This window comes from Bradyrhizobium sp. AZCC 1693, from assembly GCF_036924745.1.
GTDB lineage: Bacteria > Pseudomonadota > Alphaproteobacteria > Rhizobiales > Xanthobacteraceae > Bradyrhizobium.
In genome coordinates this window covers 6,075,001-6,090,277 of sequence record NZ_JAZHSD010000001.1, presented here as the reverse complement: position 1 = coordinate 6,090,277, position 15,277 = coordinate 6,075,001, and the positions used below count along the sequence as shown (strand labels likewise).

At 63.2% G+C, this 15,277-nt stretch carries 16 protein-coding genes; 12 read left to right on the top strand and 4 right to left on the bottom strand.

Translation table 11 applies throughout. From position 1 onward, the window contains the following. Positions 1-48: 48 nt before the first annotated feature. From V1293_RS28870 to V1293_RS28845, 6 genes are all read left to right on the top strand, one after another. On the top strand, positions 49-891 hold the full coding sequence (locus V1293_RS28870; RefSeq protein WP_334514235.1) for a fumarylacetoacetate hydrolase family protein: 843 nt from the start codon (positions 49-51) through the stop codon (positions 889-891). A 139-nt stretch (positions 892-1,030) separates the two neighbouring features. After that, on the top strand, positions 1,031-1,645 hold the full coding sequence (locus V1293_RS28865; protein ID WP_334514233.1) for a glutathione S-transferase family protein: 615 nt from the start codon (positions 1,031-1,033) through the stop codon (positions 1,643-1,645). 22 nt (positions 1,646-1,667) lie between these two features. Further along, a complete protein-coding gene (locus V1293_RS28860) occupies positions 1,668-2,459 on the top strand; it encodes a serine hydrolase domain-containing protein (RefSeq protein WP_334514231.1) in 792 nt (263 codons plus the stop codon). Continuing rightward, complete coding sequence (locus tag V1293_RS28855; protein ID WP_334514229.1) at positions 2,456-2,863, top strand: hypothetical protein; 408 nt, start codon at positions 2,456-2,458, stop codon at positions 2,861-2,863. The genes V1293_RS28860 and V1293_RS28855 overlap by 4 nt, the downstream gene beginning before the upstream one ends. Before the next feature lie 16 nt (positions 2,864-2,879). Next, on the top strand, positions 2,880-3,749 hold the full coding sequence (locus V1293_RS28850; RefSeq protein ID WP_334514227.1) for an MBL fold metallo-hydrolase: 870 nt from the start codon (positions 2,880-2,882) through the stop codon (positions 3,747-3,749). After that, entirely contained in the window at positions 3,746-4,549 is an 804-nt protein-coding gene (locus V1293_RS28845; protein ID WP_334514225.1) for an enoyl-CoA hydratase/isomerase family protein, read from the top strand. The genes V1293_RS28850 and V1293_RS28845 overlap by 4 nt, the downstream gene beginning before the upstream one ends. 98 nt (positions 4,550-4,647) lie before the next feature. Here V1293_RS28845 and V1293_RS28840 read toward each other — a convergent pair whose 3' ends face one another. Further along, entirely contained in the window at positions 4,648-5,190 is a 543-nt protein-coding gene (locus V1293_RS28840) for a methylated-DNA--[protein]-cysteine S-methyltransferase (protein WP_334514224.1), read from the bottom strand. A 187-nt stretch (positions 5,191-5,377) separates the two neighbouring features. Here V1293_RS28840 and V1293_RS28835 point away from each other — a divergent pair, with 187 nt between their 5' ends. Further along, positions 5,378-6,202, top strand: a complete 825-nt coding sequence (locus V1293_RS28835) for an alpha/beta fold hydrolase (protein WP_334514223.1) — start codon at positions 5,378-5,380, stop codon at positions 6,200-6,202. Positions 6,203-6,327: 125 nt separating this feature from the next. Here the strand turns inward: V1293_RS28835 and V1293_RS28830 are convergent, their stop codons facing one another. Continuing rightward, entirely contained in the window at positions 6,328-8,088 is a 1,761-nt protein-coding gene (locus V1293_RS28830) for an adenylate/guanylate cyclase domain-containing protein (protein WP_334514221.1), read from the bottom strand. A gap of 133 nt (positions 8,089-8,221) precedes the next feature. Next, positions 8,222-8,677: a carboxymuconolactone decarboxylase family protein gene (locus V1293_RS28825; protein ID WP_334516961.1), complete on the bottom strand. Its 456-nt coding sequence runs from the start codon at positions 8,675-8,677 to the stop codon at positions 8,222-8,224. Positions 8,678-8,793: 116 nt separating this feature from the next. Between V1293_RS28825 and V1293_RS28820 the strand changes: the two genes are divergently transcribed. Continuing rightward, the gene (locus tag V1293_RS28820) at positions 8,794-9,651 is read left to right on the top strand and encodes a sigma-70 family RNA polymerase sigma factor (protein WP_334514219.1); all 858 of its coding nucleotides are present in this window, start codon (positions 8,794-8,796) and stop codon (positions 9,649-9,651) included. A 6-nt stretch (positions 9,652-9,657) separates the two neighbouring features. On the opposite strand, the gene V1293_RS28815 is transcribed toward V1293_RS28820, so the two are convergent. Further along, positions 9,658-10,470 (bottom strand): class I SAM-dependent methyltransferase, encoded by an 813-nt coding sequence (locus tag V1293_RS28815; RefSeq protein WP_334514218.1) that lies wholly within the window; start codon positions 10,468-10,470, stop codon positions 9,658-9,660. Between the two features lie 151 nt (positions 10,471-10,621). Here V1293_RS28815 and V1293_RS28810 point away from each other — a divergent pair, with 151 nt between their 5' ends. The 4 genes from V1293_RS28810 to V1293_RS28795 all read left to right on the top strand — a co-directional run bounded on the left by V1293_RS28810 (position 10,622) and on the right by V1293_RS28795 (position 15,202). Next, entirely contained in the window at positions 10,622-11,296 is a 675-nt protein-coding gene (locus tag V1293_RS28810; protein WP_334514216.1) for a GntR family transcriptional regulator, read from the top strand. Between the two features lie 114 nt (positions 11,297-11,410). Continuing rightward, the gene (locus V1293_RS28805) at positions 11,411-12,211 is read left to right on the top strand and encodes a phytanoyl-CoA dioxygenase family protein (protein ID WP_334514215.1); all 801 of its coding nucleotides are present in this window, start codon (positions 11,411-11,413) and stop codon (positions 12,209-12,211) included. Between the two features lie 150 nt (positions 12,212-12,361). Beyond that, the gene (locus V1293_RS28800) at positions 12,362-13,675 is read left to right on the top strand and encodes an NAD(P)H-dependent oxidoreductase (protein WP_334514213.1); all 1,314 of its coding nucleotides are present in this window, start codon (positions 12,362-12,364) and stop codon (positions 13,673-13,675) included. 438 nt (positions 13,676-14,113) lie between these two features. Beyond that, positions 14,114-15,202, top strand: coding sequence for a TRAP transporter substrate-binding protein (locus V1293_RS28795; RefSeq protein WP_334514212.1), 1,089 nt, complete (start codon positions 14,114-14,116; stop codon positions 15,200-15,202). The last annotated feature ends 75 nt before the right edge of the window (positions 15,203-15,277 follow it).

Genomic DNA, 15,277 nt, shown 5'->3' with positions numbered 1-15,277 from the left:
CAGAAATTCCCCGACAAATCCCAAGAAACCCCCGCAGGGAGCGATAAAATGAAGCTTGTACGTTACGGCGCCAAGGGTGCGGAAAAGCCCGGCCTGATCGATAAATCCGGCCAGTTGCGCGATCTTTCGGCGCAGGTCAGGGATCTCGACGGCGAGGCCTATTCGCCGGCCGGGCTCGCCAAGCTCGCCGCGCTGGATCCCTCAAAACTTCCCGCCGTCGACGGCAAACAGCGCTTCGGCGCGCCGGTCACCGGCATCTCGAAATTCGTCGCCATCGGCCTGAACTACAGCGACCACGCCAAGGAGACGGGATCGCCGATCCCGACCGAGCCGATCTTCTTCATCAAAGCCAACACCTCGCTGTCGGGTCCGAACGACGCGGTCGAAAAGCCGCGCGGCTCCACCAAGCTTGACTGGGAAGTCGAGATCGCCGCCATCATCGGCGCCCGCGCCAAGTATGTCTCGGAAGCCGACGCGCTCAACCACGTCGCCGGCTATTGCGTCTGCAACGACGTCTCCGAGCGCAATTTCCAGCAGGAGCGCGGCGGTCAGTGGACCAAGGGCAAGTCGCACGACACCTTCGGCCCGGTTGGCCCGTGGCTCGCGACCAAGGACGAAATCCCTGACGTGCAGAAGCTCGGCATGTGGCTCGACGTCAACGGCCAGCGCCGCCAGACCGGCAACACCTCGACCATGATCTTCTCGATGGCGAAGTGCATTTCCTATGTCTCGCAGTTCATGACGCTGTTGCCCGGCGACATCGTCACGACAGGCACCCCGCCCGGCGTCGGTCTCGGCATGAAGCCGCCGACCTTCCTCAACGTCGGCGACGTTGTCACGCTCGGCATCGAAGGCCTCGGCGAGCAGCGCCAGGAAATCATCGCGGCGTGAGGCGTTGGGCGATCTTCGCACTAGCTCGTCATGGCCGGGCTTGTCCCGGCCATCCACGTCCTTCTATCGACAGCAAGAACGTGGATGCCCGGGACAAGCCCGGGCATGACGGAGGAAACAACCCAAGGGAATAATAAAAATGAAACTCACCTTCTCCCCCGCCTCGCCGTTCGCCCGAAAAGTGCGCATCGCCGCGATCGAGACCGGCCTGATCGACAAGATCGAGTTCACCCCCGCCACCGTCGCGCCGGGTCAGCCCAACGAGGAATATTCGAAGATCACGCCGCTGAAGAAGCTGCCGGTGCTGATCCTTGACAATGGCGATGTCATCCTCGATTCCTATGTCATCGTCGAATACCTCGATGAACTCGCCGGTGGCGGCAAGCTGATCCCTGCCTCCGGTCCCGACCGATGGAAGGTCAAGAGCGATCATTCGCTGCTGCAAGGCATGCTCGATTCCATGCTGCTGTGCCGCTACGAAGGCATGGTGCGGCCGGAGCCGCTGCGCTGGCAGGCGTGGTCCGACGACCACTGGAAGCGAGCCTGGGCCGGCATGGCGCGGTTCGAGAACAAGCCCGACGTGTTGTCCGGACCGTTCAACATCGTCCAGATCGGCCTTGTCTGCGTGCTCGGATATGCGGATTTCCGCTTTGCCGATTGCGGCTGGCGCAAGGCCTATCCGAAGCTGGACGCCTTCCACCAGAAGATGCTGGAACGGCCGTCAGTGAAAATCTCGGTGCCGCCGCCGGCGTAACCACAGCAACGGAGACGGCAGCATGCGCGAGGTTGGCAAAAAATTGCGGCACCTCGGCTTCGCTGGCGTTTTCATGCTCGCCGCATCCGGCGCATCCGCCCAGCTACAGGCATTCTCCACCGGCCAGCGGAACCTCGCCTGCGGCAGCCCAGCCTCCATCGGCGACGGCTGGCCCACCGCAACGCCGGAAAGCGTCGGCCTCGATGGTCCGCGCCTGTGCACCATCGCTGCGCGCCTGAAGGAAATTCAGGCCAACGTTCACGCTGTGGTCGTCGTGCGCCACGGCAAGCTGGTATTCGAGCAGTATTTTTCCGGTCCCGACGAGCGCTGGGACGTTGCGGGACAGTACGACTATGATGCGACGACCAAGCACGACATGCGGTCGGCGTCCAAGAGCGTGATCTCGCTACTCGTGGGCATCGCAATCGATCGCAAGCTGATCGCCAGCGCGGACGAGCCCGTCATCAAATTCTTTCCGGAATATGCCGCGGTCAAATCGCCGGGCTGGGACCAGGTTACGTTGCGCCATTTGCTGACAATGTCCTCAGGCATGCAATGGGACGAGAACCGCGCCTGGAACGATCCCAGTAATGACGAACCGCATTTGGGCAGCGAGAGCGACCCGATTCGCTATATCCTGTCAAAGCCGATCGCAAAACCGCCGGACTCGTTGTGGACCTATAACGGCGGCGGGACCGATCTGCTCGGCAACATCCTCGAACGCGTTTCAGGCAAGCCGCTGGAAGCGTTCGCGCGAGAGATTCTGTTCGAGCCATTGGGATTACCGATCTCGAGTGGAAGAATTATCCAATGAACGGGAAGATCGCCTCCGCCGTCGGCCTCCGTCTCCGGCCGCGCGACGCCGCCAAGATCGGCCAGCTCGTGCTCACTCGCGGCGCCTGGGGTGGAAAACAGATCGTCTCGGCCAAATGGATCGAGCAATCGGTCCGGCCTCGTTTTCAGGCGATCGGCTATTTCAGTGGTCTATTTTTCTATGGCCAGCAATGGTGGATGGGACGTTCGATTGCGCAGGAGAAGGAAGTGAAGTGGATTGCGGCGATGGGCTCGGGCGGCCAGCGCATTTTCATCGTGCCCGACCGCGACCTTGTGGTGATGACGACATCGGGCCTCTATTTTCGGCCGTATCAGGGCGACGGCGCGCTCGACATGATGGCGAACTACATCCTTCCATCCGTTCGCGACAACAACACGCGCTAATCAAGCGGGAAATAGCATGAGCCTCAAATTCACCGTCGGCGACCTCACCATCCACCGCATCATCGAACAGGAAACCACCTTCCTGCCGGCGCTGGAGATGCTGCCCGGCCTGACGCCGGAAGTGCTGGCGGAGAACAGGGCGTGGATGCAAAAGGCCGGCGCGCTCGACGACAAGGACGTGCTGATCCTGTGCTTCCAGTCCTATGTCGTCAAGACGCCGCATCACACCATCCTGATCGATAGCTGCATCGGCAACGACAAGCCGCGGCCAAGATTTCCGAAGTGGAATATGAAGACCGACGATACCTACATGCGCGCGCTGGCCGTGGCGGGATTATCCGCCGACGATATTGATTTCGTGATGTGCACGCATCTGCATGCCGATCACGTCGGCTGGAACACGCGGCTGCAAAACGGCTATTGGGTGCCGACGTTCCCGAACGCGCGTTACGTGTTCGGCAAGACCGAATTCGATTATTGGACCGAGCAACACGCGAAGGCTTCGGTGCCCACCTTCGCCGACAGCGTGCTGCCCGTGGTCGAAGCCGGGCGATCCGAGTTCGTTGGCAACGGCCATGAAATCGGCGATCACATGCGCGTTCTGCCAACGCCCGGCCACACGCCCGGGCATGTCGCGTTCGCTTTCGGCCGCGGAAGGGATGCGGCCGTCGTGTCGGGCGACCTGATGCACTCGCCGCTGCAGGCACGCTATCCCGAACTCTCCTTCAAACCCGACGTCGATCCGGCGCAGTCGGCGGCGACGCGGCGCGGCTTCCTGGAGCGCTACTGCGACACCGATACGCTGTGCTGCACCGCGCATTTCCCCTCGCCGTCAGTCGGAAAAATTCGACGCGCTGGCAACGGATTCTCCTGCGAGGCGATATGAGTTCGAACCCGCCCCGTTTTGAGACGCTTTCGGTCGAGCCGGTCGACGAGCATGTGACGATTGTCCGGCTCAACCGGCCGGACGCGTCCAACGCGCTCAACACCCAGATGGGCCGCGACCTCGTGCGCTATTTCGAGGATACGGCGCTCGATCCGAAGAGCCTGCGCTGCATCGTCCTGATTGGCGCCGGCGACAAGGCGTTCTGCGCCGGCGGCGACCTGAAGGAACGGCGCGGCATGACCGACGAGGCATGGACGCGCCAGCACGTCATTTTCGAGCGGATGGTGCGGGCGCTGCTCGACTGCCCGGTCCCGATCATCGGCGCCGTCAACGGCGCGGCCTATGGCGGCGGCTGCGAGATCGCGGGATGTTGCGATTTCCTCTACGCCGCTGATAGCGCTCGTTTCGCCCTGACCGAAGTGACGCTCGGCATCATGCCCGGCGGCGGCGGCACACAGACCCTGCCACGCGCCGTCGGCGAGCGCCGCGCCAAGGAGTTGATCCTGACCGGCAAGCCGTTCACCGCGGCCGAAGCCCAGGCCTGGGGTCTTGTGAACGAAGTCTTTCCGCTACCCGAACTATTGCCGGCGGCCTTGGCGACCGCCTCGCGCGTCGCCCGCAATGCCCCGATCTCCGTCCGCCAGGCAAAGCTGTCGATCCATCGCGGCCTGCAATTGTCGCTGCGGGACGGCCTCGCATTGGAAATCGAGGCCTACAACCGCATGGTCCCGACCGAGGACCGCCGCGAGGGCGTGCTGGCCTTCAACGAGAAGCGGACGCCGAACTTCAAGGGACGGTAAGATAGCGTTTTCGAGCGAAGTGGATACCGGTTCGCGTGAAGAAAACGCGTCAAACAAGAATCCAGGCTTCGGTTCTGATTGAATCAGAACCGAAGCCCTCAATCGAACAGGTTCGGCGTGTGGTTCACGACCGCGCCTTCGATCGTCAGCATCTTCAATTTCGTTACCACCCCGCCATTGGCGGAGAAGCCGCCAGGCTTGTTGCCCGCCGCCAGCACGCGGTGACACGGCACCACGATCGGACAGGGATTGCGACCTAGCGCCTGGCCGACGTCGCGCGACAGCTCGACGCCACCGAGTTTCCTGGCGATATCGCCATAGGTCATGGTCTTGCCCGGCGGGATCGTGCGCGCGATGTCGTAGACGCCGCGGTTGAATTCGGGAACGCCGTCGAGGTCGAGCACGACGTCGGCGAGGTCGTTCGGCTTGCCCTCGAGCAGCTCGACGATCCCGTCGATCGCGGCCTGCACCTTCGCGGGCGGCGGCGCCTCGACGAGGTCGCCATGGCGTTGCTGCAGGCGGGTGCGGGTCTTCTTTTCATCGCCCATCGGCAATTGCACAGAGGTGATGCCGCGCTCGCCCCACACGATGCCGCAGCGGCCGATCGCGGTGTCGAATATCGTAAAATGGTGCCCGGTCATGACTGGCTCCATAGTCTCCTGTTCAATGCCACCAGCTTCCTCTTGGGCCCAAATCTAGGCTTGGAGATTATTGCTATCCACCCGAAACCTGAGGGAACTTGACGGCATGAACAACTTCCGCTGATCTGGGGTTCTCGCCAGCGCCCTTCAATGGCCCTTGGTCCCCATCCCACCCTCACGAGATCCCATGCAAACCATAAACGTCAACGGCTATGACATGGCCTACCTCGATATCGGCCAAGGCGTAGGCGGTGGCCCGCCGCTGGTCTGCGTCCACGGCTCGCTGTGCGATTTCCGGATCTGGTCGTCGGTGCTGGGTCCCCTGACCCGCAAGCACCGCGTGATCGCGCCGTCGTTGCGGCATTTCTTCCCCGACCATTGGGACGGCGTCGGCGACACCTATTCGATCGCGCAACACGTCGACGACGTCATCGGCTTCATCGAGAAGCTCGATACCCGGCCGGTCGACCTGATGGGCCATTCCCGCGGCGGCCACATCTGCTTTCGCGTCGCGCAGCGCCGGCCTGACCTGTTGCGCAAGCTGATCCTGGCCGAGCCCGGCGGCGAGCTCGACGCCACGCTCGATCCCGCCTGCAAGCCCGGCCCCTCGCCGCTCGCCACGCGGATCGCGGCTTCTGCAGAGTTGATTGCGAAGGGCGATATCGACGGCGGGCTGCAGCTCTTCATGGATGCGCTGGAAGGCCCCGGCGCCTGGAAGCGCCTGCCGGCGACAGCCAAACAGCTTCTGCGCGACAACGCCACGACGCTGATCGGGCAGATGCGTGACCAGCGCCCGCCGTTCTCCAAGGCGGACGCGGAGTCCATCAAGACGCCGACACTGTTCATCGGCGGCGCCAATACCAAGGGCACGCTGCGGCAGGCGCTGGATGCGCTGTCGGCCAACGTGAAGGGCGCGCGCACCGCGATGATCCCGGGCACCACGCACCCGATGTTCGAACAGGCGCCGCAGAAATATTGCGAGATCGTGCTCGCCTATCTCGCAGAGGATTGATCGACATGCAGACGTTGAGCATCAACGGCTACGACATGGCCTATCTCGATGTCGGCAGGGACGCGCCGCAGAAATTTTGCGACGTGGTGCTGGAGTTCCTCGCGGCATAAATCCGCCGTCAGCCGCTACTTCTGATCCAGCCGCCAGGAGCCGTCCCAATCGGCGGGCGGCGGGTTTGCCTGAAAATTCTCGACGCGTTGCGCCATCGCCATCGATGGCCCATCGCCGGGGACCGCCTCGAGCGCCGCCTGAAACGCCCGACGCGCCTCATCCCAGCTGCGCGCGCGATAGGCGGCCAGCCCCTCGGCGTACCGCGCCAGCAGATCAAGTTGTTTCTCGGTCAACTCACCCGCGCGGCCGATGATTTCGAATACCGCTTCGGGATGGGTCTGGCCAACAACAATCAACCGGTCGATCTCGCGCGACTCCACGGCATCGCCGGCCGCAATGATCGCTGCTTCCGAAGCGAGCGAGTGGCTGCCGTAGATCTTGTTGGCGTTCTCCAGCCGTGACGCCAGATTCACCGCATCGCCCATCACCGTGTAGCTCATCATGAATTCCGAGCCGATGCTGCCGACCAGCACCTCGCCGGTCGCAATGCCGATGCGGACCTCGCAATCGCTCGGCACCGTGCGTACGCCGAGCAGCTCGGGCAGTTCGGTGCGCAGCGCCGTACCACGATCGGCCATTTCGACCGCAGCAAGACAGGCCAGCCGCGCCTGTTCGTCATGCTCGGTAAACGGAGGTCCCCAATAGGCCATGATCGCGTCGCCGATATATTTGTCGATGATGCCGCGATGGCCGCGGATCGGTCCCGACATCGTCGACAGATAATGGTTCATCACCTTGACGAGACCCTGCGGCGTCATGCCTTCGCTGAGGCTGGTAAAGCCCTTCATGTCGCAGAACAGCACCGTCATCACCCGCCGCTCGCCGTCGCTCGCGGTCTGCGACTGCCGGGCGATCAACCCTTCGACGACGCGCGGATCGACATAGCGGCCGAACGTTTCGCGCAGCCGCTCCTTGTGACGCAATTGCTCGACCATGTTGTTGAAGGCGGTCGTGAGCTGGCCGATTTCATCGCGCGTGGTGACGTCGATCGAGCCGTCGAGGCGGCCGGCTTCGACCGCGCGGGTGCCTTCCAGGAGCCGCCGGACCGGCCGGGTAATACCGGTCGAGACGAAGAACGAAAACAGCAGACCCAGGACGGATGCCAGCACGGTCAGGATGACGGAAATGACGATCGCTGTCTGCTGATCGCGCATCGTTATCCTGGCGTCGGCACGGACTTGCGTCAGCATGTCGGTGCCGATTTCGTCGACCTTCCTGTTGAACTCGTCGCGCAAGGTGTCGGAGCGAGCCAGACTGGCCCTGGCTTCCGCGAAATTCCGGGCTTCGAGCAGCGGCAGCAACCGCTTGTACTCTTCGCCCAGATAGCGGCCGAGATCGCTGGTGACGTTCTCGATCCGATCGTCGATCCGGCCGAGCCTTGCGTTATCGGATTCAGTCGATGGATCGTCGATGATCGCATTGATCAGCGTTCGCGCGGCTTGCGCCTCCTGCTCGATTTCCTTCGCCATGGCCTCATAGGCCTTTTGGCGGTCCATAAAGCCGGCCTCGTCAGGCGGCGACTGCATCTTGGCGATCACCATTCGGCGCAGCGCGAGCGCCTGCTCCAGCGAACGGATGTGCATTCGCGCCAGATGTCCGTAAGCTTCGACATATTTGGAGCTGAATTCGTCGAGCTGATGGGCGATCTTTCGCGTCATCACGGTCGACAGCACCGACGTGATCGCCATCAGGAAGATCAGCCCGATGGCAATACCGAGAATTCGCTTCCGGATGGTCGGGCGCAGCACGGATGTTTGGTCTGAGATGACGGCCATGATCAACAGGATGTAAGCAACAAAAGTGAAAGCCCGGCCAGATCGGGCCGGGCTTGCTGTTTAGCGCGCGCCGTTGAATTAAGCACGTTCCGGCGCGTTAAAATTGACCCTAATTTGGGGATGCTGCCCCCTGCTACGCCTTCCAGACGCCCGCCGGCTGGCGCACGGCGACGTTGAGCCTGTTCCAGACATTGATATTGGCAATCGCCAGAACGAGCGCCGCGAGCTCGGCCTCGTCGAAATGCCTGTCGGCCTCGCTCCAGACCTTATCCGGCACCGGGTCGGCGCGGTCGCAGATCCGGGTCAGGGCCTCCGTCAACGCCAGCGCCGCACGCTCACTTTCGGTGAAGTAGGGCGTATCTCGCCAGGCGGCCACCGCGAACAGGCGCTCATCGGTCTCGCCAGCCTTCTTGGCGAGCTTTGGGTGCATGTCGACGCAAACGCTGCAGCCGTTGATCTGGCTGGCGCGCAGATGCACCAGCTCGAGCAGCTTTTCCGGCAGACTGTTCTTGGTCAATTCGCCCAGCGCCTGCAGCGCCTTCATGGCGTCGGGAACGACCATGACCGGGTGATTCATACGGGCGTGCATCATTTCTACTCTCCATGAGTTGTTCCGTTCTGACGCCGCCGCGCCGATTTGCTGTCACATCGGCGCGGTTTCGTTCGTCATAGCCATGACGGAACGCGACATGGGAATGTGACCGAATGGACGAGAAAAAATTTCTGGCTGAGCAGTTCGAGGCCAACCGGGCCCGCCTGCGGGCGGTGGCCTACCGCATGCTGGGCTCGACCGGCGAGGTCGACGATGCCGTGCAGGAGACCTGGCTGCGGCTGAGCCGTTCCGATACGAGCGCGGTCGAAAACCTCGGCGGCTGGCTGACCACGGTCGTCGCCCGCGTCTGCCTCGACCTGCTACGCTCGCGCAAATCGCGGCGCGAGGAGCCGATGGGGCCGCATGTTCCGGAACCTGTCGCTGACGATGTGCTTGGGCGCGATGTGGAAATGGCCGATTCCGTCGGCGCCGCGCTGCTGGTGGTGCTGGAAACCCTGGCGCCGGCCGAGCGGCTTGCCTTCGTGCTGCATGACATGTTTGCCGTCCCCTTCGAGGAGATCGCCCCGATCGTCGGCCGCACGCCTGCCGCGGCACGGCAGTTGGCCAGCCGCGCGCGTCGCCGTGTGCAGGGCAAGCCACCGCCCGACGCTGATTTCGGCCGGCAAAAAAACATCGTCGACGCTTTCCTCAAGGCCTCCCGCGACGGCGATTTCGAAGGGCTGCTCGCGGTGCTGGATCCCGACGTGGTGGTGCGCGCCGATCAGGCGGCGCAGCGGCTCGGTTCGCTCGCGGAAATCCGCGGCGCCACCGCGGTTGCAGAGTTCTTCAAGGGCCGCGCGCAGGCCGCCAAACCGGCGCTGGTCGACGGATCTCTGGCGCTCGCCGTTATCTTCGGCGGCCAATTGCGCATCGTGGTGCGCCTGACCATCAGCGGCGAGCGGATATCGGCGATCGATGCCGTGGCGGACGCCGAACAGATCGGCGAGTTCGACGTAATCCCGCTCACATAAGCGGGGTCATTTCTTCGCCGCGGAGAACACGATCGCCTGAATCGGCATCCTGCCCGGACCATCGCCGAATTCCCGGCGAAATTCCCGCGTCAGCGCCTCGACGATGCGTTCCGGATCGACACCGCCTCGCGCCCGCACCTGGTCGATCAGCGGGTTACCATAGACCGCCGCGCGCGCGAAGTTCGCGGTGTCGGGGAGCTCGCGCTGCTGTCTGATCACGGCGATGCCGATGTCGTCGAAGCCGGCTGCGATCAGAAGCTCCTTGATCGGATCGATCTGGTGGCAGGAGAACGGCACGCTGTAGAACTGCGGCGGATCGGCGGGGAAGAAGCGCCCCGCCACCTCGTGCGCGATGCGGCCGAACGGATTGTATCGATGGGAGTCCCAGACGCTGAGCACATAGCGGCCGCCCGGGGCGAGCACACGATAGGCCTCGGAAAAGGATTTTGCCTTGTCCGGAAAAAACATCACGCCGAACTGACAGACGATGGCGTCGAAGCTTGCATCGGCAAAGGGAAGCGCGACCGCGTCGGCTTGCTGGAAGCCGACCTGTTCGCCAGGCCGAAACTTGGTGCGGGCGATATCGAGCATCGGCGGATTGAAATCGGTCGCGGTCAGCTGCGCGCCGTCAGGCAATGCGTCGCGCAGTTTCCGCGTGACAATGCCGGTGCCGGCCGCGGTTTCGAGCACCCGCGCCGGACTGCCAGCAGCGGCACGCCGGGCGATATCAGTGGCATACTCGGCGAAGATGATCGGGCCGAGGCCTTGATCATAGTGTTGCGGAATATTGCCAGTGAAGCCGGTTGCATCGCTGCCCATCACGGATCTCCGATCGCCCCAGTCCGGAGCATAGCCCGGCGTAGCCGCCGCAACATCCCGATTGAAGCACCGATTGAAGCGTCTTGACCGAGGCCGCCTCTGCCGCTAGCTTCTGAATTCGGAATTCCGTATTCCAAAATGGACGACCGGCATGATCCCATTGGATCCGCTCCCGAACCTGATCGACCAGGTCTATGCCCGGATTCTCGAGGCGATCACCGATCGTACGCTGCCCCCTGGGCATCGCATCCGGCAGAACGAGTTGGCCGAAAAGCTCGGCGTCTCGCGCCAGCCGGTGTCCCACGCGCTGCATCTGCTGCACCGGCAGGGGCTCGTCGCCGAAAGCGGCCGCCGCGGCTTTGAGATCACCCGGCTCGACCCGGAGCGCATCCGCCAGCTCTACGAGGTACGCGGCGCCATCGACGCGCTGGCCGCGCGGCTTGCGGCCGGACGGGCCAGGTCCGATGCATTGGGACGCGCGCAGCTCGAGACCGCGCTTCAGGCGGGACGGACCATCGATAAGAACACGCCGCTGGCGCGGTTGATCGCGCTCGACGTCGATTTTCACAGTGCGGTCTATCGCCTCGCGGGCAATCCCGCGATCGAGGAAATGATCGCGCCGCAATGGCCGCACATGCGCCGCTCGATGGCGACCGTGCTCGCCGAGCTCGATTACCGCGAAAGCGCCTGGACTGAGCACGAGGCGATCGCCGCACAAATCTTTGCGGGAAACGCCAAGGCGGCGGAAGCCGCAGCGCTGGCGCATGCGCAGACCGCCGGACGGATGACGGAGGAGAGACTGAGGGCGACTGATAGGGCCGCATGATTGAACGCCGTCGTTCCGGGGCACGCGAAGCGTGAACCCGGAACCTCGAGATTCCGGGTTCGGTGCTTCGCACCGCCCCGAAATGACAGTCAAAAAACAACAGGAGGAAACGCCATGAAACTGACGCCGCAGCAGATCGAATTCTTCAACCGCGAGGGCTGGCTGTTTCTGCCGGAGCTGTTCAGCCAGGAGGAAGTGGATTATCTCGCGCGCGAGGCGGTCAGCATCTACGACGCCGACCGGCCCGAGGTTTGGCGCGAGAAGAGCGGCGCGCCGCGCACCGCCTTTGCCGCGCATCTCTATAACGAAGCCTTCGGCGCGCTCGGCGCCCATCCCCGCATGATCGAGCCGATCGAGCAGATCTTCGGCGAGAAGGTCTACATGCATCAGTTCAAGATCAACGCCAAAGCCGCCTTCACGGGAGACGTCTGGCAATGGCACCAGGATTACGGCACCTGGAAGCGCGACGACGGCATGCCCGAGCCGCGCGCGATGAACATCGCGATCTTCCTCGACGAGGTGATGCCGATCAACGGCCCCTTGATGCTGGTGCCGAAGAGCCAGCACGCCGGCGACCTCAAGGCCTCGCACGACCTGGAGACCACTTCCTATCCGCTGTGGACGCTCGACGAGGCGACCGTCACCCGGCTGGTGAAGGAAGGCGGCATCGTAGCCCCCACCGGCAAGGCCGGCGGCATGCTGATGTTTCACGGCAATCTGGTGCACGGATCGAGCGGCAACATCACGCCCTATCCGCGCAAGATCGTCTACCTGACGCTGAATGCGGTTTCGAACTACATCCGCACCCCGACGCGGCCGGAATACATCGCGCACCGCGATTTTACGCCGATCCAGACGGTGGAGGACGATGCGTTGCTGCGGCTGGCGCGAGCACATCGCCAGGCGGCGGAGTAGTTTTCACACCGTCATTCCGGGGCGACGCGATAGCGTCGAACTATGATGTGCTATTGCACATCTGAGAATCTCGATTTGCCTTTCATCTCTGGATTCCGGGTCTGCGCCAAGTGGCGCAGCCCGGAATGACGGCCCGATCGGAGTCCTTCCATGAACCTTCATCGTCTCCTCAACGCTCGCCTTGCGGCCGGCAAGCCGGTTCGCGTCGCGCTGATCGGCGCCGGAAAATTCGGCTCGATGTTCCTGTCGCAGGTGCCGCATACGCCAGGACTCGAAGTATCCGTCATCGTCGACCTCGATCGCGATCGCGCCCGCGAAGCGTGCCGCACCGTCGGCTGGGATGCAGAGCGAATCGCACGAACGGCTTTCACCGATGACGCTGCGCGCGCGATTGCCGGCGGCGCAATGGACGTCGTGGTGGAAGCGACCGGCAACCCCGCCGTCGGCATCAGGCATGCCCGCGCGGCGATTGCGGCGGGCAAGCATGTCGTCATGGTCAATGTCGAGGCCGACGTGCTGGCCGGCCCGCTGCTAGCCGAGGAAGCACGCAAGGCCGGCGTGGTCTATTCGCTGGCCTATGGCGACCAGCCGGCGCTCACCGCCGAGATGGTGGACTGGGCGCGCGCGACGGGCTTTCGCGTCGTCGCCGCCGGCAAGGGCACCAAATATCTGCCGGCCTATCACGACGTGACACCGGATGGCGTCTGGAGCCATTACGGACTGACGGCCGGCGAAGCGCAATCGGCCGGCATGAACCCGCAGATGTTCAACTCGTTTCTGGACGGCACCAAATCCGCGATCGAAATGGCGGCGATCGCGAACGCCTGCGGGCTCGACGTGCCGTCGGACGGCCTGCTGTTTCCGCCCTGCGGCGTCGACGATCTGCCGCATGTGATGCGGCCGCGTGATGCGGGCGGCGTGCTGGAGAAGGCCGGCCTTGCGGAGGTCGTGTCGTCGCTCGAGCGCGACGGCCGTCCTGTCTTTCGCGATCTGCGCTGGGGTGTCTATGTCGTGCTGGAAGCGCCGAACGATTATGCCGCCGATTGCTTCAAGCAGTATGGGCTGAAGACCGACGCCTCGGGCCGGTATGCGGCGATGTACAAGCCGTATCATCTGATCGGTCTCGAGCTGAACATCTCGATCCTGTCGGCCGCGCTGCGCAACGAGCCGACCGGGCAGCCGCATGATTTTCGTGGCGACGTCGCAGCGGTCGCCAAGCGCGATCTGCGCGCTGGCGAAATGCTCGACGGCGAAGGCGGCTATACGGTGTGGGGCAAGTTGATGCCGGCATCGAAAAGTCTCACCGCCGGTGCGCTGCCGATCGGACTTGCCCATCGCGTCAAGCTGAAGAGCGACATCGCCCATGGCGCGGTGGTGCGCTGGAGCGATGTCGAGGTCGACGAAAACAGCGATACCATCAAGACGCGCCGGGCGATGGAAGCGGCATTCTCTGCGCGACGATGATCGCGATGCGTATTCGTGGCCGGGCTGCAGGCGGGATTCCGCCACCCTGCGCAACGCATGTTCAGGTCAAATGGCGGGCGCCGCGCCTGCGCCGCGGAATTACTGCAATGCGGCATTTCCGATTGCCCCTCCGTGCATCCACTTCCTCGGCCGGCGTCTTAGCCTTTCGTCGGACGAAGCGCCTCAGTCGCTCGATATTCAGGCAGCTCTTCGCAGCTGCGGCCGAACCAGAACCCTTGATTATCAATCACCAATTCGTCATCCTGCCTGCAGGTCCATAAAGCCGGGAAATTGATTGCATTCGAAAAACCAAGAGCCTTGGTTTCAGGGCCCACATTCCTAAACAACAGTCCAGCACCGGCCATCGGCAAACCAGAGAAGACGACACCAGATCGTTGTCCCTTGGTCGGTATCGGCAAAAACATAGAGGGGAAGCAAATGAAGCGTCGTGATTTCTTGAAAGTGGGCGGCGTCGGCCTTGCCGCGAGTGCGGTTGCAGCGCCTGCGATTGCGCAATCGAACCCGGAGATAAAGTGGCGATACACGGCGAGCTGGCCGAAGGCGCTCGATACGCTGTATGGCGGCTGCGAATATTTCGCCAAGCGCGTCGCTGAAATCACCGACAACAAATTCCAGATCCAGGCGTTCGCCGCCGGCGAAATCGTACCCGGCCTGCAGGTGCTCGACGCCGTTTCGAACGGCACCGTCGAGATGGGCAACACCGCGCTCTATTACTATTGGGGCAAGAACCCGGCCTTCACCTTCGGCACGTCGCTGCCGTTCGGCCTCAACACGCGCTCGCATATTTCCTGGCTGCGTTTCGGCGGCGGCATGGACATGCTCAACGACCTGCTGAAGGAATATGGCTGCGTAGGCGTGCCGACGGGAAGCACTGGCGCCCAGATGGGCGGCTGGTTCCGAAAAGAGATCAAGTCGATGGATGATTTCAGGGGCCTGAAATTCCGCGTCGGCGGGTTCGCGGGCACCATCATCGCCAAGGTTGGCGGCGTGCCGCAGCAGATCGCGGGCGGCGACATCTATCCGGCGCTGGAAAAGGGCACCATCGACGCGGCCGAATGGGTCGGCCCCTACGACGACGAGAAGCTCGGCTTCGTGAAGGTCGCGAAGTACTACTACTATCCGGGTTGGTGGGAAGGCACCGGCCAGGGCCACAACATCATGAACCTCGAGAAGTTCAACGCGCTGCCGAAGCACTATCAGGCCGCGATCGAGACCGCTTCCTACGATACGTTCACCTGGGTCACCGGCAAATACGACTATGTCAATCCGCCGGCGCTGAAGCGGTTGCTGGCGGCGGGTGCCATCCTGCGGCCGTTCCCGCAGGAAGTGCTCGAAGCCTGCTACAATGCCGCCAACGGCATCTACGCGGATCTGTCCAAGAGCAACCCGCACTTCAACAAGATGTATACGAGCCTGGCGGCCTTCCGTAACGAATCGCTGGCCTGGAATCAGGTCGCTGAATTGAGCTACGACAGCTTCATGATGCGGATGCGCACCCGCACCTGAGGCGCACGATCGCTGACAAACACGATCGCTGACAAAAAAGAAGCCCCGGAGATGTCTCCGGGGCTTCTTCGTTGA